A 24449-nucleotide genomic window follows, 5' to 3' on the forward strand; every position below is an offset into this window, starting at 1 on the left:
TGGTTCCGGAATCCAGAATATGCATGAAACGGGGTAACCTCCAAATCAACCCGTCGCACTGATCATTCTATAACTTTGGGCACCAGATAAAGTCCGGCTTCCACCAAGGGCGCGCGCGCCTGGAATAACTCCCGCTGATCAGCCTCGCTCACTGCATCAGGCCGTAAACGCTGGGCCTGATCCAGGGGATGAGCCATGGGAGAAACGGTAGCGGTATCCACAACGCTCATTTCCTCGACAAAATCCAATATGCCCGAAAGATCGCGAGCATAAGCGGCCGCTTTTTCGGCATCGATAGCAAGGCGTGCGAGCCAAGCGATCTTGTGAACTTGATCTATGTTTAAGGACATAATTGCATCCATTGTTTCTTTCGGTCATATAATACCCTATATATTGCTCTTGTTGCTCTGGCCCCCACCCGTTGTTAAATTACGGCATTTACAAGGACTACATGCCCATGTTCTTCAGACACCTCCGAGGATTCTTCTCTAACGATTTGTCCATCGACCTTGGCACCGCAAACACCTTGATCTACATCCGTGGCCAAGGCATTGTGGTGAACGAGCCATCGGTGGTGGCTATCCGCGAGGATCGCACCCGCGGACAAAAATCCATCGCGGCGGTAGGTTCTGCCGCAAAATCGATGCTGGGACGAACGCCCGGCAATATCACCGCCATCCGGCCTCTCAAAGATGGGGTGATTGCCGACTTTACCGTCACGGAAAAAATGCTCCAGTACTTCATCCACAAGGTACACAAGAACAAACTCTTCCGGCCAAGCCCCAGAGTTTTGATCTGCGTACCGTGCGGTTCGACCCAGGTGGAGCGGCGCGCCATCAAGGAATCGGCGGCAGGGGCCGGAGCCCGGGAAGTTTATCTCATTGAGGAGCCGATGGCGGCAGCAATCGGCGCCGGATTGCCCGTACATGAAGCACGCGGCTCGATGGTGTTGGACATTGGCGGCGGGACTTCCGAAGTGGCAGTGATCTCGCTGAATGGCATCGTCTATTCCGCCTCGGTGCGCATCGGCGGCGACCGCATGGACGAGGCCATTATGAACTACGTGCGCCGCAATTACGGGACTCTGATCGGAGAGTCAACAGCCGAGCGGATCAAGTACGAAATCGGCACCGCCTATCCGGGAAGCGAGATCAAGGAAATCGAGGTCAAAGGCCGCAACCTTGCGGAAGGCGTACCGCGCAGCTTTGTTCTGAACAGCAACGAAATCCTCGAGGCACTTCAGGAGCCCCTGCAAGGCATTATCGGCGCTGTGAAGGTGGCACTGGAGCAAACGCCGCCCGAACTCGGCGCTGACGTTGCAGATCGAGGTATCGTTTTGACCGGCGGGGGAGCGTTACTTAAAGACATGGACCGCCTGATCGCCGAGGAAACCGGACTTCCCGTTTTTATCGCTGAAGATCCGATGACCTGCGTCGCTCGCGGGGGTGGACGAGTATTGGAACTGCTGGACGAAATTGGCGCGGCAGCATTCTCACTTGAATGAAGCCGGCTGACTGCCGGCTTGCGTCGTTTTAAGAGGATTGGGATATCAAACGGCTGTTCTCGCAAGGCTATTCACTCAACATCCGTCTACTGCTGTGTTTGGCGGCCGCTCTAGTCTTGCTTGCCTCCGAGCAACACGGCGTGTTCCAGGCCGTGCGAACACCTTTCGCTTCAGTGGCTTATCCTTTACAGCAAATCGTTAGCTCGCCCGTACGTTTCGCGCAGCACATCATAGAATCCGTATCCACATACGCTAGCCTGGTTGCGGAAAACCAAAAACTAAGAGACGAGCAACTCGTCTTCAAAACGAAGCTGCTGAAATTCGCCGCCTTGGAACAAGAAAATATCCGGCTACGCGGGCTTTTGGATACCTCTTTCAAAGTTGGCGAGCAAGTGTCGATTGCCGAACTGCTATCCATCAATCTAGTTCCCTATGAGCATATTGTCGTGGTAAACAAGGGTGCCCGATTCGGCGTCCATGCCGGCCAACCCGTATTCGACGCAAACGGGGTTGTAGGGCAGGTACTACGAGTCACGCCTTATAGCGCCGAAGTAATGCTGATTACCGATCCGAATCACGCCATCCCGGTGCAGGTGAATCGGAATGGTCTTCGCACCATAGCCCTGGGCACCGGACAGACCGACCGCCTGGCCCTACCCTATCTTTCCAGCAATGCCGACATTCAGGTGGGCGATCTCCTCGTAACCTCGGGGCTCGGCGGCGTCTTCCCGCATGGCTATCCGGTCGCCACCGTGACAGCCGTCGCACCGCAAAAAACATCCTTCGCCAAAATAACCGCTGCACCGGTAGCCCAACTCGACCGAAACAGGGAACTGCTGTTGGTATGGAGCGACTCCCAACCCATCCCGAGGATCCCTGACCAAGAGCATCATTCAGAAGCTTTGCCTGCACATGGCGACCGTTAAACCGTCCTCCACCGGACTGACGGTGGTCCCTCTAAGTCTTGTATTCGCCATGATTTTGCGAATCCTTCCTTTGCCCCACGAGTGGTTTAATTTCAATCCCGACTGGACTGCTTTGTTCTTGATTTACTGGACCATGGCGATACCGGACCGTGTAGGAGTAGGCACGGCCTGGTTCACCGGCCTTTTCGTCGACACGTTAACCGGCCGCATGTTAGGTCAGCACGCTCTGGCTTATTCCATCATCGCCTATGTCAGCCTCCGATTGTATCGTCGCCTGCGCCTTTACCCGCTCCCTCAGCAATCTTTATGGATACTCATATTTCTGCTGATAAGCCAATTTCTGGTCCTCTGGACGCAAAACGTCAAGAACATGAATGTTTTAAATTGGGTATATTGGCTGCCGTCCTTCACCGGCGCGCTTGCTTGGCCGGCGGTATTGATAACGCTACGGCGGATTAGACGCCACTTCAGCATCTTCTAATTTTCGGCTATGCGGTAAGCGATCGCTATGGGCCGCCCCTTCGAGTTCAAAAACAAGTTTTACGAGAACCGCCTGTTTCTCAACCGCATTGCCGCCAGCGTATTGTTTATGCTGGTGGCCACCGCAGGACTCATAGTCCGCCTGATTTATCTCCAGGTAATGGGGCACGAGCATTACACGACCTTGTCGCGCGACAATCAGGTCAAGATATCCCCTTTGGCGCCTTCCCGCGGTTTGATCTTCGACCGCAACGGCGAAGTTCTGGCGGACAATACCGCCACCTATAGCTTGGAAGTCATTCCGGAACAGGTTCCGAATCTGAATGCCACCTTAGCCGAGCTCAAGCAACTGCTGAATCTGAGCGATGAAGAGCTCAGCCGTTTCAAGGCGCAGAAAAGCCAGCGCAAGAGCTTCGAGAGCGTGCCCTTGCGTCTGGAGTTGACGGAGGAAGAAATAGCCCGCTTCGCGGTCAAGATGCCTTATTTTCCCGGCGTCGAGATCCGAACCCGGTTCATGCGCAGTTATCCATACGGCTATTTGACTTCCCATGTCGTAGGCTATGTGGCCCGCATCAACGAAGCCGAACTTCAATCTCTCGACCCCGCTCAATACCGCGGGACGTACCATATCGGGAAGAGCGGCGTCGAAAAAACCTACGAATCCATATTGCACGGCAAAACCGGGTACGAGGAGTACGAAACCAATGTCCAAGGACGCGCTATTCAGGTATTGAGCACTACCGACCCCCTGGCCGGAACCGATCTTTACCTTTCCTTGGATATTCGATTGCAAAAAACCGCCTTCGACGCCCTGGGAGAGTTCAACGGATCGGTGGTAGCACTGGATCCCTCTACGGGCAAGGTGTTGGTATTAGTCAGCAAACCGGGCTTCGATCCTAACCCGTTTATCCATGGTATCCGCAAAGAGGATTACGATATTCTTCAGAACACGCCGGAACGCCCGTTGTACGACCGCGCCTTGCGGGGCGTGTATCCGCCCGGCTCCACGGTCAAGCCGTTCATGGGCTTGGCCGGTTTGAAACTCTCGGATTTGAACCAGGGGCGGCGAGTTTTTTGCCCCGGCTACTACCGCCTCCCCAATGCGGAGCACAAATACCGGGACTGGCGCAAACAAGGACACGGATCTGTGGATCTCAAAGCGGCCATCACTCAGTCCTGCGACGTCTTTTTCTATGACCTCGCTCACCATATCGGCATCGATCAGCTACAAGAGTTCATGCAGCAATTCGGTTTCGGCAAACGAACCGGAGTCGATCTCGGGGGTGAAAAAACAGGCCTGTTTCCTTCACGGGAATGGAAGAAAAAAAAGCGCAAACAAGTGTGGTATCCCGGCGAAACTCTCATTGCAGGCATTGGGCAGGGCTATGTTCAAGTTACGCCTATGCAGCTGGCGAGAGCCACGGCGATACTCGCCAATCGTGGACGAAGCGTAGAGCCGCGCGTGGTGGACTCCATAAAAGCGACATACGAGGTCCAGAACCCTTACCCCAGAAGCGGTGGCGAAATAGCTGCAGACCTCAAGCCTGAATACTGGCGAACTGTGATCGATGCCATGATCGATGTAGTCCATAGCCAGCGAGGAACCGCCAAAGGCATATCCGCCGGCCTTTCCTATACGGTCGCCGGCAAAACCGGGACTGCACAGGTTTTCACAGTACGGCAAGACCAGGAATACAAAAACTTGAAGATCAGTAAAACGATGCGCGATCACGCTTGGTTCATAGCTTTCGCACCAGCGGAAAGCCCCCGCATCGCTATCGCCGTACTCGCGGAAAACGGCGGACACGGCAGCTCCGTCGCCGCGCCTATCGCTCGCGCCGTGATGGATCAGTATTTGCTCGAAAATCCATGAACATCGATCCTGTACTCGCTCAACTTCGGGTCACGCCGCCTCAGCGCACTTCGCCGCTGCAGAAACTTCATATCGACTTGCCGCTGCTGGCCGGGCTAGGGGGCTTATGTACCCTCGCCTTCATCATCCTTTACAGCTCCGGCGGCCAAGATCTGAACGTGCTCCTGCGTCAGGCGACGCGCCTCGGGCTGGCTATGGTCGTGATGATCGCCATTGCCCAAATTCACCCGCGCCACCTCAAGTTTTATAGTCCGGTTCTATATCTGCTCGGCGCGCTGCTTCTGACAGCCGTTTTGGTGATGGGTAAAACAAGCATGGGCGCTCAGCGCTGGCTGGACCTCGGAATTGTACGCTTTCAGCCCTCCGAACTGACCAAGCTATCCACCCCCATGATGATTGCCTGGTATCTGTCCGGGCACACGCCCCCCCGCTTGAAGCAATTAGTCCTTGCCGGCCTGTTAGTTCTGATACCCACACTGCTTATCGCCAAGCAACCGGACCTCGGCACCGCCGTATTGGTGGCCAGCGCCGGCTCGGCCGTGGTGTTTCTGGCTGGAATCCCGTGGCGCTATATGTTCGCCCTCGGCGTTTTAGGCGGAAGCCTGTTACCTGTAGTCTGGCACTTCATGCATGGTTATCAGCGGGACCGGGTTTTGACTTTCCTGAACCCGGAAGGGGACCCTCTGGGACGTGGTTATCATATTATTCAATCCAAGATCGCTATCGGTTCCGGTGGTATTTATGGCAAAGGCTGGCTGCACGGCACTCAGGCGCACCTGGAGTTTCTGCCGGAGCGCTCCACCGACTTCATTTTTGCAGTATTCGCCGAGGAGTTCGGGCTGGTTGGCTGCCTGGGGCTATTGGGACTCTATCTCTTTGTTCTCGGGCGCTGTTTTTATATCGTGGTGCAGGCTCAGGACAACTTTAGCCGGCTCCTAGCCGGGGCCCTGACAGTGACTTTTTTCGTGTACGTATTCGTCAATATCGGCATGGTCATCGGCATTCTCCCCGTGGTGGGAGTTCCCCTGCCCTTGATCAGCTACGGCGGCACATCCATGGTGACCCTGCTGGCCGGCTTCGGTATGCTTATGTCCGTCCAGACCCATCGCAAACTCCTGCCGAGCTGATGATCATGAGATTTCCGACCCTAATCCTGTTGATTGTTTCTCTTTGTGGCTTTTCCTTACCCGGAAAGGCCACGGAAGACCTGATGGAACGCCCGGACGTCCGAACCTTCATTCGGGACATGGGCCGCAAACATCGCTTCAGCGCCCTTGAGCTCGACAAAGTATTCCGGGGCGTCACGATCCAGGACAAAATTCTCGAAGCCATGGCCAAGCCATACGAAGCCAAGCCTTGGCATGCCTACCGTAAGCTGTTTCTCACCGAGACACGAATTCAGAGCGGGGTCGATTTCTGGAGCCGGAACACTGCCGCGCTGGCCGCGACTGCGCGAAAATACGGCGTTCCCGCCGAGGTAATCGTCGCCATTATCGGAATCGAAACCACGTATGGCCAATCGCCCGGCAAGTATCGGGTCATCGATGCGCTCTCCACCTTGGCCTTCGCTTACCCGAAGCGAGCCGAATTTTTCCGGCGCGAACTGGAGGAATTCCTGGTGCTATGCCGGGAGGAGAGCATGAATCCCACCCATCCCATGGGGTCCTATGCCGGCGCTATGGGCTTGCCGCAGTTCATGCCGAGCAGCTACCGGAGGTACGCTGTCGATGGAGATGGAGATCGCCGACGCGATATCTGGAACAATCCGGCCGATGCCATTGCCAGCGTCGCCAGTTACTTCGCCGCTAATGGATGGCAAGCGGGTGAGCCGGTGGCCTTCCCCGCTACTGTGAGGGGTACGGCTCATGAACAGCTGGCAAGCACCAACGTGAAACCGGCCCATACCGTGCGGGAATGGCTTTCCCTTGGCGTCGACTCCGGCGCGTCCTTGCCCGCCCATGTCAAAGCCGCTCTGGTGAGACTCGATGAAGAAGCTGGTCCTGCGTATTGGCTGGGGCTTCACAACTTTTACGTAATCACCCGCTACAATCATAGTCCGCTGTACGCGATGGCCGCTCACGAACTGAGCCGCCAATTGGTGTCCCGCCGCAGTGCCGATGGCTCTTTCTGAGCCTGATTTACCACCGCCAAATCCAACGAAGCCCCGGCACGCGGTGCGCGCGTGTTACAATGCGGCGCCGATTTTCAACCCGACCGAAAGCAGAAAGCCGTGAAAATTAAACTACCCAGCTTGCTTTTTCTTTTTGCCCTGCTCGGATTTTACCGTCTCAGCCTCGCCGATCCGGTACTGATACCGGCACCGCCCGAGGTTGGAGCGAAGGCCTACGTTTTGGAGGATTTCAACAGCGGACGCGTGCTCGCCGAGAGCAATGCGGATCAACGCCTTGAACCGGCCAGCCTGACCAAAATCATGACCGCCTACGTGGTATTCCGGGAATTGGCGGCCGGCCATCTGAAACTGGACGACATGGTTATGATAAGCGAAAAAGCCTGGCGTACCGAAGGTTCGCGCATGTTTGCTCAGGTTGGCGTCCAGATCCCGGTTGAAATGCTGCTCAAGGGCATGATCGTTCAGTCCGGGAACGACGCCAGCGTGGCTTTGGCCGAGCATGTCGCCGGCGACGAGGCTGTGTTCGCCCAGATGATGAACCAGAATGCCGAACGGCTCGGCATGAAAAACACCCATTACAAGAACAGCATGGGTTTACCCGATCCTGAGCATTACACTACTGCGCGTGATCTTTCCATTCTCACGCGGGCCATGATCGGGGAATTCCCCGAATACTATAAATGGCATGCGATCAAGGAATTCGAATTCAACGGCATCAAGCAAATCAACCGCAACCGCCTCTTGTGGCGCGACCCCACCGTGGATGGCGTGAAAACCGGACATACCGAAGGCGCCGGATTCTGTCTGGTCGCGTCCTCGGTACGCGATGGCATGCGGTTGATTTCCGTGGTACTGGGCACCAAGGGCGAGAACGATCGCGCCAATGCAAACCAGGCGCTGCTCAATTACGGTTACCGCTTCTTCGAAACCCGGCCGATTTACAAAGCCAATGAGAAATTATCCGAAACCCGGGTGTGGAGGGGCGCGGACACCGAATTGGCGTTAGGCGTCAACCGTGACTTCTACGTCACTTTCCCGCGCGGCCAGTACCAGAATCTCAAAGCCGGCATGGAAATCAACACCACGGTGACCGCTCCGGTAAAACAAGGCGATAAGCTCGGTACGGTAAAAGTCACGTTCAACAACGAGACAGTCGGCCAACAGGATTTGGTGGCGATGAAAGCCGTGAATGAAGGCGGTTTTTTCCGCCGTACGATCGACCAGGCCCAACTGTTCTTCAAATAATCCAAGGAATCGGCTGAAATGGCGGAAAACGACTGCCTCGTCTATTTGAACGGGGATTACTTGCCGGTGGGCGAGGCCAAGGTGTCCGTTTTGGACCGCGGCTTTCTGTTCGGCGACGGCGTTTACGAAGTTGTTCCCGTCTACGGTGGACGCCCGTTCCGGCTGGACGAGCACTTGCGCCGGCTGGACGGCAGCCTGCACGGCATCCGCATGGCGAACCCGCTTCCCGACGACAGGTGGGCGGAGATCTTCAACCGGCTCATTAACGGCGAGCACGATCAATATATCTATCTGCAGGTCACGCGCGGGGCCGCGCCGAAGCGGGACCATGCCATTCCCGCGGATGTCAAACCGACCGTATTCGTCATGTGCTCGGCCATTGCACCGATCCCGATCAGCGGGGTATGCGCCGTCACTGTGGACGATATCCGCTGGCGGTGGTGCCACATCAAAGCCATCACGCTGCTCGCCAACGTGCTGTTGCGGCAAGAGGCCGTGGATCGGAACGCCGCCGAAGCCATTTTGGTCCGTGACGGCTGGGTAACCGAAGGGGCGGCGAGCAATGTTTTTGCGGTAATCGATGGCGTTTTGACGACCCCGCCTAAAGGCAATGATCTCTTGCCGGGAATCACCCGCGATCTGGTGCTGGAGCTGGCGCAGGAAAACGGGGTGCCTGCCGTCGAACGCCGCATCAGCCTGGATGATTTGAAGCGTGCTCCGGAGATTTGGCTGACCAGTTCGACACGGGAGATTCTCCCGGTCATCGAACTCGATGGCGTAGCGGTCGGACAGGGTGAACCCGGCCCGCTTTGGCCGCGAATGCAAGCCATTTATCAAGCCTACAAACAGAGGTTGCGCATGGCATGAATACCGAGACTCCCGCGACGCTGCTCCAGTTTCCCTGCGAATTTCCGATCAAGGCGTTCGGTCACAGCCGCCCCCATTTCGACGGTCTGATTGCCGAAATCGTGCGCCGTCATGCTCCGGGTTTGACCGAAGGCGCGGTGACCGCCCGGCCCAGCCAGGGGGGGAAATTCACGGCGGTCACCGTGACTATCCGGGCTGAAAGCAAGGCGCAGCTGGATGCTATTTATCAGGACCTCACCCGTTGCACCGAGGTCATCATGGCCCTGTGAGCGGCCGCTTGCGTGTGACCATTCTTTAAGAGGAACCCGCCCTATGAAGTAACCGATCCGGTCGACTTCGCACATCTCGCATCGTCCTTCCGAACCCGCTGAGCAGCACCGACCGAGCGTTTCATGGCCGAACCGAACACCACCCCTCCCGAAGAAACACTCAAGCATCATCTGGAAGAGGTCATCACGCTCCTCAACAAACAGAAGCTCGAGGAGACCATTCTCCAGCAGCGAGCGATGCCGCACCATGACCTCGTGGAAACCCTGCTGCACAAGCGCCATCAGGCGGCACTGAAACACAAGCTCGATCAACTCCATGCGGCGGACATCGCCTATATCCTGGAGGCGCTGCCGCTGGAACAGCGGCTTATTGTCTGGAATCTGGTCAAATCCGAACTCGACGGACAGATCTTGCTCGACGTGTCCGATGCGGTACGCGAAACGCTCATTTCGGACATGAACATGGAAGAGCTGTTATCCGCCACGGGACAGCTCGAAACGGACGAAATCGCCGATCTTGCACCGGATTTGCCGGAAGAAGTCTTGCAGGAACTTCTGGAAAACCTCAACGATCAGAACCGAAAGCGCCTGCAATCAGTGCTGTCGCACGAGGAGGACACCGTAGCTGCCCTAATGGACTTCGGCATGCTCACGATACGGGAAGACATCAGCTTAGGCGTCGTGCTGCGTTACCTGAGAAGGCGGGGCGATCTGCCCGAGCATACCGACAAGCTGTTCGTGGTCGACGAGCACAACGTGCTGAAAGGCGTACTGCCCCTGAAACGGCTGCTCACCACCAATCCCGACAAGCCGGTCTCGGAAATCATGGGCAAGGATGTGGTTTCATTCCATCTCGACGATGATGCGGAAGAAGCGGCGCGGGCTTTCGAGCGCTACGATCTTTTGTCCGCCCCGGTCGTGGACCGCGAAGGCAAGCTGCAGGGCCGTATCGGCGTAGATGCCATCGTCGATTATATTCGCCGGAAATCCGATGAAGATATGCTGTCTCAGGCTGGTCTACTGGAGGAAGAAGACATTTTCTCCGGTGTCTGGAAAAGCGCCCGGAACCGTTGGCTTTGGCTGGCAATCAACCTCGTTACCGCTTTCGTCAGCACCCGGGTTATCGGGGTCTTCGAAGACACTATCGTCAAGGTGGTGGCATTGGCCTCGCTCATGCCCATCATCGCCGGTATCGGCGGCAACACCGGCAATCAGACCAGCATGATGATCGTTCGCTCCATCGCACTCGGCTTGATCAATTCGTCGAATGTGAAGCGGCTGATCGTCAAGGAACTGGCCATCGGCTTCCTCAATGGAGCCGTGTGGGGCTCGGTACTGGGGCTGATCGCCTATCTGCTCTATCGGGACATCGAACTCGGCTTGGTCATGGCGGGCGCCACCTTGCTCAATCTCCTGGTGGCGGCGATCATGGGCATCGCCGTTCCACTGGTGCGGGATAGGCTTGGGCTCGACCCCGCGGTCGGTACCAGCGTGCTGCTGACCGCCATGACGGACGGCATGGGCTTTTTTATCTTCCTCGGATTGGCCACCCTCGTTCTTCTGTAACAGCCGCGCCTATGACCGATACGACCGAAGCCCTATGCCTGCGCAATCTCGGCCTTACAGAGTACGAGACGAGCTGGCACGCCATGCGACAGTTCACCGAGCAGCGGGATGAAAGCACACCGGATGAGCTGTGGCTGTTGGAACATCATCCGGTCTATACCTTGGGACTGAACGGGGACATCCGGCACATGATCCGAACCACGGACATTCCCGTCGTCAAAACCGACCGCGGCGGGCAGATTACCTACCATGGGCCTGGTCAACTGATCGTTTATGTGTTGGTCGATCTTCGACGGAAGAATCTAGGCGTGAGGCGCTTGGTAAGCGCCTTGGAAAACGCGGTAATCGGCTTGCTTAAGCAGTACGGCATCACGGCCCAGGCGCGACAAGATGCACCGGGCGTCTACGTAGGCGGCCGCAAAATCGCCTCTCTCGGCCTTCGCGTGCGCAAGGGCTGCAGCTATCATGGTCTAAGCCTTAACGTGAATCCGGACTTGTCGCCGTTTTCGGCCATCAATCCGTGCGGCTACGCGGGACTTGAAGTCACTAGCCTAACCGCGCTCGATGTGGCCATCCAAGCGCACGAGGCGGCAGCGCCTTTGGCCGTCGAAATCATGCAAACCTTGAACTACGAACGAGTGATCCCTACCCGTGGCTGACAAAGACTCCTACCAGGCCCCCTCCAGACTGAGCCCCGATACCCATCAACGCAAGGCCGACAAGCTGAAGCGCATCCCGATCAAAGTAGTTCCGGCGGAAGCTCCGTTGCGCAAACCTGCCTGGATACGCGTCAAGGCCACGAGCAGCGAAAGCGTCAACCGGATCAAACAGATCCTGCGCGAGCAAAAGCTCCATACGGTTTGCGAGGAAGCCGCCTGCCCGAACCTGTCAGAGTGCTTCGGCCACGGCACGGCCACGTTCATGATCCTCGGCGATATCTGCACCCGCCGCTGCCCCTTCTGCGACGTGGCCCACGGCCGTCCCGCCGAGCCGGACCCGAACGAGCCCGAACACCTCGCTAAGGTCGTTCGGCAGCTGGGGCTCCGCTACGTCGTCATCACCTCGGTGGACCGGGACGACCTTCGCGACGGCGGCGCCGGCCATTTCGCCGCCTGCATCGAAGCCGTTCGCCATCAGAATAGGGACATCAAGATCGAAATCCTGGTGCCGGATTTTCGCGGCCGCATCGACGCCGCGCTCGATCAATTGGCACGGATGCCCCCCGACGTGTTCAACCACAACCTCGAAACCGTTCCACGTCTCTACCGGCAAGCGCGCCCCGGCGCCGACTATCGCGTATCCCTCGATTTGCTGGCCCGATTCAAACAGCTTCATCCTGAAATACCCACGAAGTCGGGATTGATGCTGGGCCTAGGCGAAACTCTCGAAGAGGTGAAAGAAGTTATGGCGGACTTGCGCGGACACGGCTGCGACATGCTGACCATAGGCCAATATCTGCAACCGAGCCGCGACCATTTGCCGGTGGTCCGCTACGCGACGCCTGAGGAATTCGAAGATCTCGCCCAAATCGGCCGAGGCCTCGGCTTCTCCGCGATCGCCAGCGCACCTATGGTACGCTCGTCCTATCATGCCGATCTGCAAGCGTCCACGGTGCTGGAAGATTATTGAACCGCAACCGCATCTTGGATATCGAGCGCCTTAAGCATCTACTGCCGGAAACTCCGGCCTTCGTTTACGACGAAGCACGGATCATTCATGCACTCGATTTGCTGGGTCGCGTGCGCGAAGCCTGCGGCCTGCGGATCTTGTACTCGGTCAAGGCATTTCCGTTCGCTAGCGCGTTGCGCTTGATTCTTCCCCGAGCGGACGGCTTTTCGGTCAGCTCGTTATTCGAGGCGCGGCTGGCCTCCGAAGTTCTAGAACTGGGTGGTCATCACTCGCTCCAAAAAAGTTCGCTGCACATTACCACCCCGGGCCTTAAAGCCAGCGAGATCGATGAGATCGCCAACCGTTGCGATTTCGTCAGCTTCAATTCCTTCGAGCAGTTTCAGCGGCTTGGACCGCGTGTGGCGGAGCGCGCCAGTATCGGACTTCGCATCAATCCCCGGCTTTCGTTTCTCGATGATGGGCGCTATGACCCCTGCCGGCCATACTCGAAATTGGGCGTGCCTCTCGACAAACTGGCCGATGCTCAGGATCGGGACTCGTCTTTAAAACGCCCTATCGATGGGCTACATTTTCATACCTTGTTCGAATCGCGCTCCTTCGGGCCGTTGAAGGCAACCCTCGACCGGATCGAAAGCGTACTCGACGGGTTTATGGATAGCCTCAAATGGATCAACCTGGGCGGAGGATATCTCTTCGAAAGCGCGGATGATTTGGAGGAATTGGCCGACGTCGTGGGCGCTTTGAAACAGCGGCGCGACATAGAAGTTTATTTCGAGCCGGGCAAGGCCATCGTCGGGCAATCCGGTTATCTTGTGGCAAGCGTCATCGACCGGTTCGAGCGAAACGGCAAAGCCATCGCCGTCCTGGATACGGGCGTAAACCACCTTCCGGAGGTTTTCGAATATCAGAAAAGCCCACTGCTTGCCGAACACCAACTGGAAGGTTCCTTCGATTGCATGCTAGTCGGCAGCACCTGTCTGGCCGGGGATGTCTTCGGCGAATATCGCTTTGCGGAGCCGTTGAGCGTCGGCGACCGGGTGGTATTTCCGAATGTCGGAGCCTACAGCCTGATCAAGGCGAACCGCTTCAACGGTTACGATTTACCCCCGATTTTTGCGTCTGATCGCCAAGGCCGGATCAAAGCGATGAAGCATTTTGGCTACGAAGATTATCGAAAGCAATGGACAGCTTCCCAGCCCAGCCTTGCCGCTGACCACAGCTGCGATTAAATTTAAAGCGGGGACGCGGTGCTTTCGAGTGGACTCAAACGCCGCTTCCGTTTCGAGCGTCGAAAAATCCCATCAAGCACCCGGAGCCAAACCATGGGGTCGGCTATCTATCATGCCTTCCGCAAACCCGTAATCTCGCAACTGCTCGCACTTGCCACTATCTCGATATTGCTCGCCGGGTGCGCCGGGACACGCGAAATCAAGACGAGAGTCCACTACCCCGATTCGAATGCAGTGGTGCGTTACGCCCTCAGTTTGCAAGGAGCGCCCTATCGCTATGGCGCGGAATCGCCTCGGGAAGGCTTCGATTGCAGCGGCTTCGTGAAACACGTATACGAAAGGCACGGCGTTCGTTTACCGCGAACCGCCCATCAAATAGCTGCTGCAGTCCCCCGTATCGATAGCCGGAACAGACAGCCCGGCGACTTGGTCTTCTTCAATACGACCGGACAACCGTTCTCTCATGTCGGGATTTACGTGGGTAACGATTCATTCGTACATTCCAGCAGCGTCAGAGGGCAAGTGATCGTTTCCAGCCTGGAACGGCCCTATTGGTGGGATCGCTTTTTGGGTGTACGCAGACCCAGCTTCCCGGACCGGTTCGTCAGCCACCGCTAATGCCGAAGATCATGAATTCAATCATTGCGAGGTAGGAACGCCATGAAAGCCATTTTGATGACACAGCCCGGATTGCCCGATCTGCTTGAACTACGGGATATTGACGAGCCGGCTATCACCCAACCCACGCACATCAAAGTCCGGCTTCGGGCGGCGGGCATTAACCCCGTTGACACCAAAATACGGCAAAAAGGACTTTTCTATGAAAACCCGCTGCCGGCCGTGCTCGGCTGCGACGGAGCCGGAGAAGTGGTGGAAATCGGCGGGTCCGTGAGTCGGTTTAGGATCGGCGAGCGGGTTTGGTTCTGCAACGGAGGACTGGGCGGCGACCAAGGCAATTACGCCGAATACACGGTATTGGACGAGCGTTGGGCCGCTTCCGTACCGCAATCGCTCGACTTCGAGCATGCCGCTGCCGCTCCCTTGGTTTTGATTACCGCCTGGGGCGCCCTTTACGATCGGGGACGGCTGCAAGCCGGCCAAACGGTTTTAATTCATGCCGCGGCGGGCGGAGTCGGTCATGTGGCGGTCCAACTGGCAAAGCTCCGCGACGCACGGGTGCTCGCCACCGTCGGCTCGCCGGAGAAAGCCGAACTCGCCAAAAATTGGGGTGCGGATGCGACCATCGATTACCGGCAGGAAGACTTCGTGCAGCGCGTAAACGAGCTGACCGATGGCAACGGCGCGGATTTGGTGATCGATACGGTCGGACCCGATGTATTCAAGCACAGCATCGACTGCACCGCCCCGTTCGGCGATCTGGTGACGTTGCTGGATCCGGGCGAAATATCTTTACACGAAGCGCGAATGCGCAATCTCCGCATCGGCTTCGAACTGATGCTGACCCCGATGCTGCGCAATCTGCACACGGCTCGCGATCACCATGTGGAGATTCTGCGGCAGTGCGGCGAATGGATCGATCAAGGCCGCTTGGAAATCCACGTAAGCCAAGTCTTGCCGCTGGAAAAGGCCGCCGCGGCGCATGCCCTGATCGAGACAGGACATGCCACGGGGAAAATCGTCTTGAAGATACCGTAGGGTGGGTTAGCGCAACCGGCCGAAATGGCTAATCGAGCTTTCTGACGCCGCTCGCGCTTCCGAGGAGGACGACGTCCGCGCCACGCAGGGCGAAGAGACCGACCGTCACGACACCCGGAATATTGTTGATATCCCGTTCCATTTCCGCCGGATTCAGGATGTTAAGATTGTGCACATCGAGAATTTGGTTGCCGTTGTCGCTGACGAAGCTCTCGCGCCATTGCGGCTGGCCGCCCAGCTTCACGAGCTCGCGGGCCACATAGCTTCGCGCCATCGGGATCACTTCCACGGGCAGCGGAAACTTGCCTAGGACATTCACATACTTGCTCTCGTCTACGATGCAGACGAATTTCCGGCTGGCCGCCGCGATGATCTTTTCCCGCGTCAGCGCACCGCCGCCGCCCTTGAGCATCTGCTTGTGGGAATTGACCTCGTCGGCTCCGTCCACGTAAACGTCCAGCGTACCCGCGGCATTCAGATCCAGAACCGGTATGCCGATTTTCTTGAGTCGAGCGGTGCTCATCTCGGAGCTCGATACGGCGCCTTCGATATCTTGTTTGACATCTGCCAGCAGATCGATGAAATGGTTTACCGTCGATCCGGTGCCGATGCCAAGCACCGAAACGCCCTTTACGTAATCGAGAGCGGCTTCCGCCACTTTCTTCTTAAGCTCGTCTTGCGTCATTTTCGTCGCTCCATCATGTAGTTACTCGAAATTTGCGGGATAATAGCGTGATCATGCCGGCACTGTCATGCTATGTCGCCTTGCCGGCCGCGTTTCTCACTCGCATCTTAAGATTAAAAAATGCTTCACAAGTATATCGAGCGCATTCTGCGCGCCCGAGTTTACGACGTCGCTTCGGAAACTCCCCTGGACTTCGCTCCTGGACTGACACGCCGCTTCGACAATTCGGTCTACATCAAGCGGGAAGACCTCCAGCCGGTCTTTTCCTTCAAATTACGGGGCGCTTACAACAAGATCGTTTCATTGGACGATGCGGCGAAGCAGGCCGGCGTGATCGCGGCTTCGGCCGGCAACCACGCCCAGGGCGTCGCGCTCTCTGCGCAGCGGCTCGGCATCCGGGCGGTCATCGTGATGCCCTGCACTACTCCGGCCATAAAGGTACGGGCGGTGCAGAACTTCGGCGGGGAAACCATACTGTTCGGCGATTCGTACGACGAGGCGTACGAGCACGCCTTAAGCCTCGCCGAAGAGCAAAAACTGAGTTTCGTTCACCCCTATGACGACCCCGAGGTCATCGCCGGCCAAGGCACTATTGGCATGGAAATCCTGCGGCAACACACGGGCGACATTCATGCCATCTTTGTCCCCGTGGGCGGTGGAGGATTGATCGCCGGCGTCGCAGCTTATGTGAAGTGCATTCGGCCGGAAATCAAAATCATCGGCGTCGAACCGGACGACGCGGATTGCCTGAACCGGGCGCTGAAAGCGAAGCGTCGGGTCATCCTGAAACAAGTCGGGCTGTTCGCAGACGGCGTTGCCGTCCGGCAAATCGGCAAAGAGCCGTTCCACATCGCACATCAATACGTGGACGACGTTGTTACCGTCGACACGGATGAGATCTGCGCGGCCATCAAAGACATCTTCGACGACACCCGTTCGGTTGCCGAACCTGCGGGAGCCCTGGGTGTGGCAGGCTTGAAGAAATACGCCTCAACAACCGGAGTGCGGGATCAGTGCCTGATCGCCATCGAAAGCGGCGCCAACATCAACTTCGACCGGCTGCGCCATGTGGCGGAGCGGGCCCAGGTCGGCGAGCGGCAGGAAATGCTCTTGGCCGTGACGATCCCGGAAAAACCCGGCAGCTTTCTCAATTTTTGCCGCGTTCTGGGCCGGCGCAGCATTACCGAATTCAACTATCGCTACTTCGACGACAACGCCGCACACATCTTCGCGGGCATCGCGATAGCCGACGGCAGCCGGGACAGCGAGGAACTGATGACACAGTTGCGCGAACAAGGCTTCGCGGTCACCAATATGACCGGCAATGAGCTGGCGGTGGAGCATATCCGCTACATGGTGGGGGGGCATGCGCCACGCCTGCTGCACGAAATGGTGTACAGCTTTGAATTCCCCGAACGCCCCGGCGCGCTTTTGAAATTTTTGTCCTTCATGGGCGGGCGTTGGAATATCAGCCTATTCCATTATCGGAACCATGGCGCCGCGTTCGGCCGGGTGCTGATGGGAATCCAGGTGCCGAAGACGGAACGGCGTGCCTTCCACGAGTTTCTGGATGTTATCGGCTTCGCGTATCGGGAGGAGACGAACAATCCCGCTTATCAGCTCTTCGCGGGCGGCAACGCAAAAGCCTGACTACTCCAAGGAGAGGATAAAAGCCCACTGCGCCTCGGCAACCGGCATGATGGACAGCCGGTTGCCGCGCCGAATGAGCGCCAGACCGTCGAGTTCCGGCCGCTCCTTCAGTTCGCTTAAGGTAATCGTCCGTTTGAGCTTGCGGACGAACTGTACGTCCACCATGAACCAGCGCGGATCGTCCGGCTTACTGCCGGGATCGTAATGCTTGTTGCCGACATCAAAAGCGGTGAAGTCCGGATAAGCCTCACGCGAAATTTTCGCGATGCCGGCGATGCCGGGCGTTTCGCAGTTGGAATGGTAAAAAAACGTCAGATCCCCCACTTTCATCTGGTCGCGCAGCATGTTTCGCGCCTGATAATTGCGCACGCCGTCCCAGTGTTCGGTCTGATCGGGCCGCATCTCCAGGTCATCGATGCTGAACTCGGAAGGCTCGGATTTCATCAACCAATAGTGCATAGGGATTCTGGATCTAGGTGAAAGTGTAAAAGGCCTCCTCGGTGACCACGCCGTTCAGCGGTACATCCCAAGGCTCCGCTGGTATACGGTCCCATTTTTGGCATTCGAAAGCCAGACCGATGAGAATCGGCGAACGCGGTTGGCTACCGTCCTTAAGATAAGCGAACGTGCGGTCGTAATAGCCGCCGCCCATTCCGATGCGATTACCGGAAAGATCGAAGGCTACCAGGGGAACGAGAACCAGATCCAATGTCCACGGCTCGCTGACCGTATCTTCTCCGATAGCAGGCTCGGGAATATGGAATCTATTAGGAATCAGAGCCGTTTCAGGCGCGTAACGCCCGAACCACAGCGACCGCTGGGGAGATGAACGGAGAATAGGCAGATAACACGCTTTGCCGCATGACCACAAGGTTTCAACGATGGCTTGAGTTCCGACCTCGCCGTCGTTGCTGAGATAAGTCGCGACGCGACGGCTGCGCCCGATAATCGGCGAGCTAATAAAGTGTTCCGCAATGTGAAGACTCTTCTCCCGAGCAAGCTCCGGCGGCAAGTTTTGCCTAAGACTTCGAATCTGGCGCCTGATATCTGCCGGAAGATTCATTCGGAAGAATCGGGCTGAGGCTGGCGGGCACGTGTTCGCGTGTTGGCCAAGAAGGATTTATTCAGAAAGATAAGGTGGAGTGGAAGTATTCCCCGCCTGCGCCGTAGACCGCTTTCGCCCTTGAACCGAAGGTTCAGGTGGGAGCGCAAGAGCGCCGAATTAGGCTTTCCGCTCGGGGCGGACATGCGCACATCGCTCGCTCAATGGCTCCCGGGGTTTTAGATTAGGCTCAAGAAGTAACCCAGCTGCCTTCGTACGCCGCAGGGAATACGTAAACTAAATTTTACTAGGTCGATAAATTGATGCAATACGTATCGGCGCCGGAACCGATTTATTCCGCACGCAAGGCTGAATCCACCTTCTCGTGCAGCGACGAAAAACGGCCTCGCAAATCCTGCGATAACAATTTATTCTGCTGCTGAGCCTGCAGAAGCTCGTGGGCAATATTCAGGGCTGCCATTACAGCGATGCGCTCGGTGCCGATCACTCGGCCGGTATCCCGGATTTGGCGCATTTTTTCATCCAAATAACGCGCGGCAATCAAGAGATCGTGCTGCTGATCTTCGGGGCAGGAAATAGGATATTCCTTGCCGAGTATCTGAACTTTAATTGGCGGATTCATTTCGCTCATGATTCATGTCCCATGGATTTCAGGCGGGAAATCATCGCTTCGACGCGGCTTTTCGCCATCTCGGTTTTGTCGGATAGTTGCGCCCGCTCTCGCATCCATTCGTCTAACGTGGACTTCAGCACCTGATTTTCACCACGCAGCCGTTCGCACACGACGGTCAGTGACTCGATTTTGCTTTCTAAGCGCCTTAGCTCGGCATCCAAATCAAACATATCCGCTATCATGATTCCGGAGCCTTGGAATAAGGGTTAATCTGCGGTGCTGGCTTTTGATCCGGCTATTCAGAGTGTTAGCATAAAGAATTAAAGTAGGGTCTACAAGGCTGGAATGAACCAAGATATATCCTATCAGGATGTCCAGGACATTGTCCTGAACAACGACTCAGCGGCTAGCGCCGCCGAAGCGCATGGAGTGCTGTCCGGCCTGCTATGCCTAAACGGTCGAATCGAATGCGATCAATGGCTGGAGGCCGTTTTCGGCGAAAACAGAACTAATCTGAACCCCGCCGAGCATGCCTTGCTTTCGAAATTGTGCGAGACGACTCGGCATCAATTGGACGATTTCGATTTTTCGTTCGAATTGCTGCTGCCGGACGATACGCTTCCCTTAAGCGAACGTGCTAATGCCTTGGGAGAATGGTGCCAAGGCTTTTTGTATGGTCTCGGTTACCGATCGGATGGCGCCGACTGGCCGGGAGAGAGCACCGAAGTCCTGCACGATATTCTGGAAATCTCCCGTCTTAATCCGGATTCCGCCGGAGAATCGGATGAAGTGGCTTATGCCGAGATCACGGAATACGTCCGCGTAGGCGTACAGGTAATCCGCACCGAATTGCAGCAACAACCGCCCACGCGACTCCATTAAGACGGAAATCCTCATGCCTCAGCCGAGCGAATTCAAAGTGCGCCGCAAACAGCTGGCGCATCGCATCAAGAAGAAGAGCGTAGCGCTGATCGCGAGTGCGCCCGCGAGCGTGCGCAACCGGGATGTGGAATATCCCTATCGCCAGGACAGCGATTTTCATTATCTGACCGGTTTCAACGAACCGGAAGCGGTGGCGGTCTTTGTCCCCGGACGAAAACAAGGGGAATACATTCTATTTTGCCGCGAATTCGACCCGACTAAAGCTCTCTGGACCGGAAAATATGCCGGACTCGAAGGCGCCCGCGACGCTTTCGGCGCAGACGAAGCATTTCCCATCGATGAACTGGACGAAATTCTGCCCGGCCTCCTGGAAAATCGTGAGCGGGTTTATTTCCCGATTGGGCACGATCCGGAGCTCGATCATCAGGTCTTCGCCGCGGTCAACGAGCTACGCGGGAAAGTCCGTACCGGCGTCCGCGCTCCATTTGAATTCGTATCGCTGGAGCATCTGCTCCACGAGCAGCGGCTGATCAAGACGCCACACGAAATCCATTTGATGCGGAAAGCCGCCGACGTTTCCGTGCTCGCGCACAAACGCGCGATGCGCAACTGCAAGCCGGGATGCTACGAATATCAAATCGAAGCCGAATTGCTCCACGAGTTCACCCGGCACGGCATGAGAGCGCCGGCGTATCCTTGTATCGTCGCAGGAGGACATAACACTTGCGTGCTCCACTACACCGAAAATAAGGATGTACTCAGGGACGGCGACCTTCTGTTGATCGATGCCGGGGCGGAGTATGAAAATTATGCCTCCGACATCACCCGTACCTTTCCGATCAACGGAACGTTCGGCGAAAGTCAGCGCCTCCTTTATGAATTAGTCCTGGAAGCCCAGCTCGACGCCATCAAGCAGGTGCGCCCGGACAAGCGCTGGAACGATCCGCACGACGCCGCCGTTCACACGTTGACCAAAGGGCTGGTCAAGCTAGGCTTGCTGGAGGGGCGGGTTTCCAAGTTGATCAAGGACGAAGCCTACAAGAAGTTCTACATGCATCGGACCGGCCACTGGCTAGGCATGGACGTGCATGATGTTGGGGAATATCGGATTGACGGCGAATGGCGGACGTTGGAACCCGGCATGGTGCTGACGGTGGAACCCGGCCTTTATATCGCACCGGATTGCCACGATGTGGACCCTAAATGGCGCGGCATCGGCATCCGCATCGAAGACGATGTTTTAGTCACCAAAGAGGGTTATGAAGTTCTCACCGATGGGCTTCCCAAAACCGTAGCGGAAATTGAAGCGTTCATGGCGGGTTCCGAATGAACTACGATTTTGATCTCTTGATCGTCGGCGGCGGACTGGTCGGGGGCAGTCTCGCTCTGGCCTTGCGCGACGCACCGCTCCGTATCGGAGTGGTCGAAGCGCTAACGGAAACCGAAAGACAGGCGTCAGCGGCCGGTGATCGTGCCCTGGCCTTGGCGCGCAGCACCGTCCAAATTCTCGATCAATTGGGCATTTGGCAAAGCGTCGCGGCCAAAGGCATGCCCATCCGGCACATTCACGTCTCCGACCGAGGACGTTTCGGGAAAACTCGTCTTCACGCCGCTGAAAAAGGCGTCGAGGCGCTAGGCCACGTCATCGTCGCCCGAAACCTGGAGGATCGAATTGCCCAGGAGTTGCGCGCACTCGATGCGGAGCTTCTGTGCCCGGCCCGGATCATCGGCCTCAAAGCAGGCCGGGACGGCGTGTGCGTTACCCTCAAGCAAGGCGATGAATGCCTTAACCTCACGGCCGCCCTGGTGGTCGCCGCCGATGGCGGCAACTCCACGGTGAGAAGACTTTTAGGGATAGAGCAAGATGTTCGGGATTACGGACAAACGGCTATCGTGACCGAAGTGCGTACGGAGGCGGACGTGAATTTCACGGCGTACGAGCGCTTCACGGCGTCGGGCCCATTGGCCTTCCTTCCTTTGGAGCGCAAGAAGTGCTCGGTAGTTTGGACGCTCAAAAACGAAGACGCAACCGAACTCTTGAACGAATCCGAACTGAACTTTACCGCGAACCTACAGTCGGTGTTTGGATATTGGCTCGGAAAAATTCAATTGGCCTCCCAACGGCAGGGTTTTCCGCTCAAACTGATCCGCGCGGAGAAAATGGCGGACGAACGTGTATTGTTGATCGGCAACGCGATGCATCAGCTCCACCCGGTTGCCGGGCAGGGCTTCAACTTGGGGCTTCGTGATGCGGCATTCCTGGCTGAACGCTTATTCGCCAAGCTGGCGTTCAATGAAGATATCGGTGAAAAAGAGTTCCTTGACCATTATGTCCAAGTCAGGCAGAGAGATTTGACAAATGTGATTCATTTCACCGACGGGTTGGTACGGACGTTCTGCACCGACTTTCCGCCCGTCGCCCTGGCCCGTAATGCGGCCTTGATCGCCTTGGATTGCTTCCCACCGGCAAAGCGCTTGCTGGCTCGTCATGCCATGGGATATGGCTTTAGATTTTGAGCGAGAAGCGAGATTTTGAAAAAACTAGTCGTCTTGACCAGCGCCGAGAGCATTAATCTTGCTCGTCAAGGCTCACAAATCCTTATGAGCTTTGCCAGCTTCCCGTTCAAATCAAAACTATTTGAACTCTGGAAAAGGGCTCTCCAATACCCACCGCTCTTTCACGATGTCAAAACGCCATTTTTGGTCGTCGGTCAGGCTTCTTTCCACGAGATCCTGATTGTTGATATAGCGGATCTCAACGGTTTGCTGCACAGTTCCTCCTTCATTCAGCTCAGACCGGAACACTGAATCATAGGCGGTAACTTTTATATTTTTCAGGGCCTTGAAATCAGGCAGCGGTTTCTGTTTGTTGGACTGAAAATCCCAAGCTTTTTGAAACGCTCCCCAACGGATAGCCGAACCATAGTTGTTTAGCGCCTCCTCCATTTTCATCAGCCTCAAATCATGGGCACACGCCGCAAGCGCCAAGCAGCAGATAACCCAATTTATTGTTTTGAAAATCCGATTTTGAGCCATAGAAGTATCCCAAACTGATGAACGATAAAAAGAGAGCGGCAGGACTTGGACTTCGGCGTGACGTTGCGGGAGCTTTTGACGTCAATTTTGCAGCGAGATTATATAATGCTCGCCCGAGCACCTTTGGAGATAAACAATGAAAATACTAGCCGCTTTCTTGGTATTGTTTGGCGTTATTTACTTTCTGCCTGCGTTTATGTCGCGATCCGATGAGATCAGTGGCACCTCGCGGGAGACAGTTTACAAGTCGGCAATCAAGGTAAAACGCTACCTCAATACGGACGAGCGAGTTTTGTTCGATACCGCTTTTGGAATTTTAGACAAAATCAAATCGGAAGAAGGAAACGACGCCTTCGTTGACACCGTGGACGGAAAGACACCGGAGGAAATCATTGAACTGACGAAGCATGAGGTCAACGTCAAGATCGCAACCGGCCATCCCGATTTCAAACACTACAGCTCCTGGGAAGATATGGTGCAGAAGCTAACTAACGGAGAAGGCAAGAAGCCGCCCACACATCCTGATGCTTCACCCGCCCACCCCCTGCGCAACTCGGAACGGCCGGCTCGCCCTCAATAGTCGGTCCAAAAATTCGACGTCCTCTTACGGCTTTGCAAGACACGGCTAGTGTAACGTTCCCGACAAAAGCTTAAGAACGGTACCATGGGTGTTATGAGAACGCTCCTAAAACCGAGCTTGAACGAAGTGGACCGGCAGACCCTAGAACAGTGGGTGAAGAGCCGGGCGGTGGCACCAAAACAGAAACTGCGCGCCCGCATCATTTTGATGACAGCCGAAGGCCGCCCCACCGAAGAACTGATGGGGGTTCTGAAGGTCAGCACCCCGACCCTGAACCTCTGGCGGAAGCGCTATCAGGAAGGCGGTCCTGCCGCTTTGGTGAAAGGCAAGACGCAACTGCCGGGAACCCCCTCGTTGCCAACGGAGAAAGTTCAGGACATCCTTGTATTGACCCAGTGAAATCCTGCTCAGGTGCTAGGTTCTGTCCCATTAATACGTAGCATAAATCTTGCTTAATTTCTGGGTGTCTTTAGATTTGAGGAGATACCCAATGAAAAACGGCCGCCCGAAAGCCGAACTGGTCATCACACCCGCTGAACGCGAACAACTGGAGGCACTGGTGCGC

General features: G+C 56.4%; 28 protein-coding genes and 1 other RNA gene. 21 read left to right on the forward strand and 8 right to left on the reverse strand.

Translation table 11 applies throughout. From position 1 onward, the window contains the following. Positions 1-62: 62 nt before the first annotated feature. Positions 63-350 carry an Asp-tRNA(Asn)/Glu-tRNA(Gln) amidotransferase subunit GatC gene (gene gatC / locus VEB01_RS05485; protein WP_324873508.1) on the reverse strand — a complete coding sequence of 96 codons (288 nt, stop codon included), beginning with the start codon at positions 348-350 and terminating at the stop codon, positions 63-65. Between the two features lie 107 nt (positions 351-457). Here gatC and VEB01_RS05490 point away from each other — a divergent pair, with 107 nt between their 5' ends. From VEB01_RS05490 to VEB01_RS05560, 15 genes are all read left to right on the forward strand, one after another. Further along, complete coding sequence (locus VEB01_RS05490) at positions 458-1504, forward strand: rod shape-determining protein (protein WP_119630495.1); 1047 nt, start codon at positions 458-460, stop codon at positions 1502-1504. Between the two features lie 44 nt (positions 1505-1548). Further along, complete coding sequence (mreC, locus tag VEB01_RS05495; protein ID WP_414675418.1) at positions 1549-2430, forward strand: rod shape-determining protein MreC; 882 nt, start codon at positions 1549-1551, stop codon at positions 2428-2430. Continuing rightward, the gene (mreD, locus tag VEB01_RS05500; RefSeq protein ID WP_324873512.1) at positions 2417-2911 is read left to right on the forward strand and encodes a rod shape-determining protein MreD; all 495 of its coding nucleotides are present in this window, start codon (positions 2417-2419) and stop codon (positions 2909-2911) included. Before mreC ends, mreD begins: the two co-directional genes overlap by 14 nt. A 27-nt stretch (positions 2912-2938) precedes the next feature. Beyond that, positions 2939-4783, forward strand: a complete 1845-nt coding sequence (mrdA, locus tag VEB01_RS05505) for a penicillin-binding protein 2 (RefSeq protein WP_324873514.1) — start codon at positions 2939-2941, stop codon at positions 4781-4783. Further along, positions 4780-5910 carry a rod shape-determining protein RodA gene (gene rodA / locus VEB01_RS05510; RefSeq protein ID WP_324873516.1) on the forward strand — a complete coding sequence of 377 codons (1131 nt, stop codon included), beginning with the start codon at positions 4780-4782 and terminating at the stop codon, positions 5908-5910. Before mrdA ends, rodA begins: the two co-directional genes overlap by 4 nt. Positions 5911-5915: 5 nt before the next feature. Further along, positions 5916-6914 (forward strand): lytic murein transglycosylase B, encoded by a 999-nt coding sequence (gene mltB / locus VEB01_RS05515; RefSeq protein WP_324873518.1) that lies wholly within the window; start codon positions 5916-5918, stop codon positions 6912-6914. Between the two features lie 99 nt (positions 6915-7013). Then, the gene (locus VEB01_RS05520) at positions 7014-8159 is read left to right on the forward strand and encodes a D-alanyl-D-alanine carboxypeptidase family protein (RefSeq protein WP_324873520.1); all 1146 of its coding nucleotides are present in this window, start codon (positions 7014-7016) and stop codon (positions 8157-8159) included. A gap of 18 nt (positions 8160-8177) precedes the next feature. After that, positions 8178-9026 carry a D-amino acid aminotransferase gene (locus VEB01_RS05525; protein ID WP_324873521.1) on the forward strand — a complete coding sequence of 283 codons (849 nt, stop codon included), beginning with the start codon at positions 8178-8180 and terminating at the stop codon, positions 9024-9026. Further along, positions 9023-9295 carry a YbeD family protein gene (locus tag VEB01_RS05530; protein WP_324873523.1) on the forward strand — a complete coding sequence of 91 codons (273 nt, stop codon included), beginning with the start codon at positions 9023-9025 and terminating at the stop codon, positions 9293-9295. Before VEB01_RS05525 ends, VEB01_RS05530 begins: the two co-directional genes overlap by 4 nt. A 123-nt stretch (positions 9296-9418) precedes the next feature. After that, positions 9419-10861: a magnesium transporter gene (mgtE, locus tag VEB01_RS05535; protein ID WP_324873524.1), complete on the forward strand. Its 1443-nt coding sequence runs from the start codon at positions 9419-9421 to the stop codon at positions 10859-10861. Positions 10862-10872: 11 nt separating this feature from the next. After that, a complete protein-coding gene (gene lipB, locus VEB01_RS05540) occupies positions 10873-11520 on the forward strand; it encodes a lipoyl(octanoyl) transferase LipB (protein WP_324873526.1) in 648 nt (215 codons plus the stop codon). Beyond that, a complete protein-coding gene (lipA, locus tag VEB01_RS05545; RefSeq protein ID WP_324873529.1) occupies positions 11513-12490 on the forward strand; it encodes a lipoyl synthase in 978 nt (325 codons plus the stop codon). Before lipB ends, lipA begins: the two co-directional genes overlap by 8 nt. After that, a complete protein-coding gene (locus tag VEB01_RS05550; RefSeq protein WP_324873531.1) occupies positions 12487-13719 on the forward strand; it encodes a type III PLP-dependent enzyme domain-containing protein in 1233 nt (410 codons plus the stop codon). The genes lipA and VEB01_RS05550 overlap by 4 nt, the downstream gene beginning before the upstream one ends. Positions 13720-13812: 93 nt before the next feature. Then, positions 13813-14337 (forward strand): C40 family peptidase, encoded by a 525-nt coding sequence (locus VEB01_RS05555; RefSeq protein ID WP_324873533.1) that lies wholly within the window; start codon positions 13813-13815, stop codon positions 14335-14337. A gap of 42 nt (positions 14338-14379) precedes the next feature. Further along, entirely contained in the window at positions 14380-15375 is a 996-nt protein-coding gene (locus VEB01_RS05560; protein WP_324873535.1) for a zinc-dependent alcohol dehydrogenase family protein, read from the forward strand. 28 nt (positions 15376-15403) lie between these two features. Here VEB01_RS05560 and rpiA read toward each other — a convergent pair whose 3' ends face one another. Next, positions 15404-16060 (reverse strand): ribose-5-phosphate isomerase RpiA, encoded by a 657-nt coding sequence (gene rpiA, locus VEB01_RS05565; protein WP_324873537.1) that lies wholly within the window; start codon positions 16058-16060, stop codon positions 15404-15406. Between the two features lie 120 nt (positions 16061-16180). Between rpiA and ilvA the strand changes: the two genes are divergently transcribed. Beyond that, positions 16181-17710 carry a threonine ammonia-lyase, biosynthetic gene (ilvA, locus tag VEB01_RS05570; RefSeq protein ID WP_324873539.1) on the forward strand — a complete coding sequence of 510 codons (1530 nt, stop codon included), beginning with the start codon at positions 16181-16183 and terminating at the stop codon, positions 17708-17710. On the opposite strand, the gene VEB01_RS05575 is transcribed toward ilvA, so the two are convergent. The 5 genes from VEB01_RS05575 to VEB01_RS05595 all read right to left on the reverse strand — a co-directional run bounded on the left by VEB01_RS05575 (position 17711) and on the right by VEB01_RS05595 (position 19616). Continuing rightward, on the reverse strand, positions 17711-18169 hold the full coding sequence (locus VEB01_RS05575) for an EVE domain-containing protein (RefSeq protein ID WP_324873541.1): 459 nt from the start codon (positions 18167-18169) through the stop codon (positions 17711-17713). A 13-nt stretch (positions 18170-18182) separates the two neighbouring features. Continuing rightward, positions 18183-18773, reverse strand: coding sequence for a 5-formyltetrahydrofolate cyclo-ligase (locus tag VEB01_RS05580; protein WP_324873543.1), 591 nt, complete (start codon positions 18771-18773; stop codon positions 18183-18185). A gap of 85 nt (positions 18774-18858) precedes the next feature. After that, positions 18859-19043, reverse strand: a non-coding RNA gene (gene ssrS / locus VEB01_RS05585) — 6S RNA. A 61-nt stretch (positions 19044-19104) separates the two neighbouring features. After that, a complete protein-coding gene (locus tag VEB01_RS05590) occupies positions 19105-19404 on the reverse strand; it encodes a cell division protein ZapA (protein WP_324873546.1) in 300 nt (99 codons plus the stop codon). Further along, complete coding sequence (locus VEB01_RS05595) at positions 19401-19616, reverse strand: TIGR02449 family protein (protein ID WP_324873547.1); 216 nt, start codon at positions 19614-19616, stop codon at positions 19401-19403. The genes VEB01_RS05590 and VEB01_RS05595 overlap by 4 nt, the downstream gene beginning before the upstream one ends. Positions 19617-19731: 115 nt before the next feature. Between VEB01_RS05595 and VEB01_RS05600 the strand changes: the two genes are divergently transcribed. The 3 genes from VEB01_RS05600 to ubiH are packed head-to-tail and all read left to right on the forward strand — an operon-like array spanning position 19732 to position 22785. Next, complete coding sequence (locus VEB01_RS05600; protein WP_324873549.1) at positions 19732-20268, forward strand: UPF0149 family protein; 537 nt, start codon at positions 19732-19734, stop codon at positions 20266-20268. A 13-nt stretch (positions 20269-20281) separates the two neighbouring features. Next, on the forward strand, positions 20282-21598 hold the full coding sequence (pepP, locus tag VEB01_RS05605; RefSeq protein WP_324873551.1) for a Xaa-Pro aminopeptidase: 1317 nt from the start codon (positions 20282-20284) through the stop codon (positions 21596-21598). Then, positions 21595-22785 carry a 2-octaprenyl-6-methoxyphenyl hydroxylase gene (ubiH, locus tag VEB01_RS05610; protein WP_324873553.1) on the forward strand — a complete coding sequence of 397 codons (1191 nt, stop codon included), beginning with the start codon at positions 21595-21597 and terminating at the stop codon, positions 22783-22785. The genes pepP and ubiH overlap by 4 nt, the downstream gene beginning before the upstream one ends. 117 nt (positions 22786-22902) lie before the next feature. On the opposite strand, the gene VEB01_RS05615 is transcribed toward ubiH, so the two are convergent. Beyond that, positions 22903-23304, reverse strand: coding sequence for a hypothetical protein (locus tag VEB01_RS05615; protein ID WP_324873555.1), 402 nt, complete (start codon positions 23302-23304; stop codon positions 22903-22905). 136 nt (positions 23305-23440) lie between these two features. On the opposite strand from VEB01_RS05615, the gene VEB01_RS05620 reads away from it, so the two are divergent. Both VEB01_RS05620 and VEB01_RS05625 read left to right on the forward strand, forming a co-directional pair. Next, positions 23441-23884 carry a hypothetical protein gene (locus VEB01_RS05620; RefSeq protein WP_324873557.1) on the forward strand — a complete coding sequence of 148 codons (444 nt, stop codon included), beginning with the start codon at positions 23441-23443 and terminating at the stop codon, positions 23882-23884. 93 nt (positions 23885-23977) lie between these two features. Next, positions 23978-24283 (forward strand): helix-turn-helix domain-containing protein, encoded by a 306-nt coding sequence (locus VEB01_RS05625; protein WP_324873559.1) that lies wholly within the window; start codon positions 23978-23980, stop codon positions 24281-24283. Positions 24284-24449 lie beyond the last annotated feature (166 nt).

The organism is Methylocaldum sp. (assembly GCF_035627495.1).
Taxonomy (GTDB): Bacteria; Pseudomonadota; Gammaproteobacteria; order Methylococcales; family Methylococcaceae; genus Methylocaldum.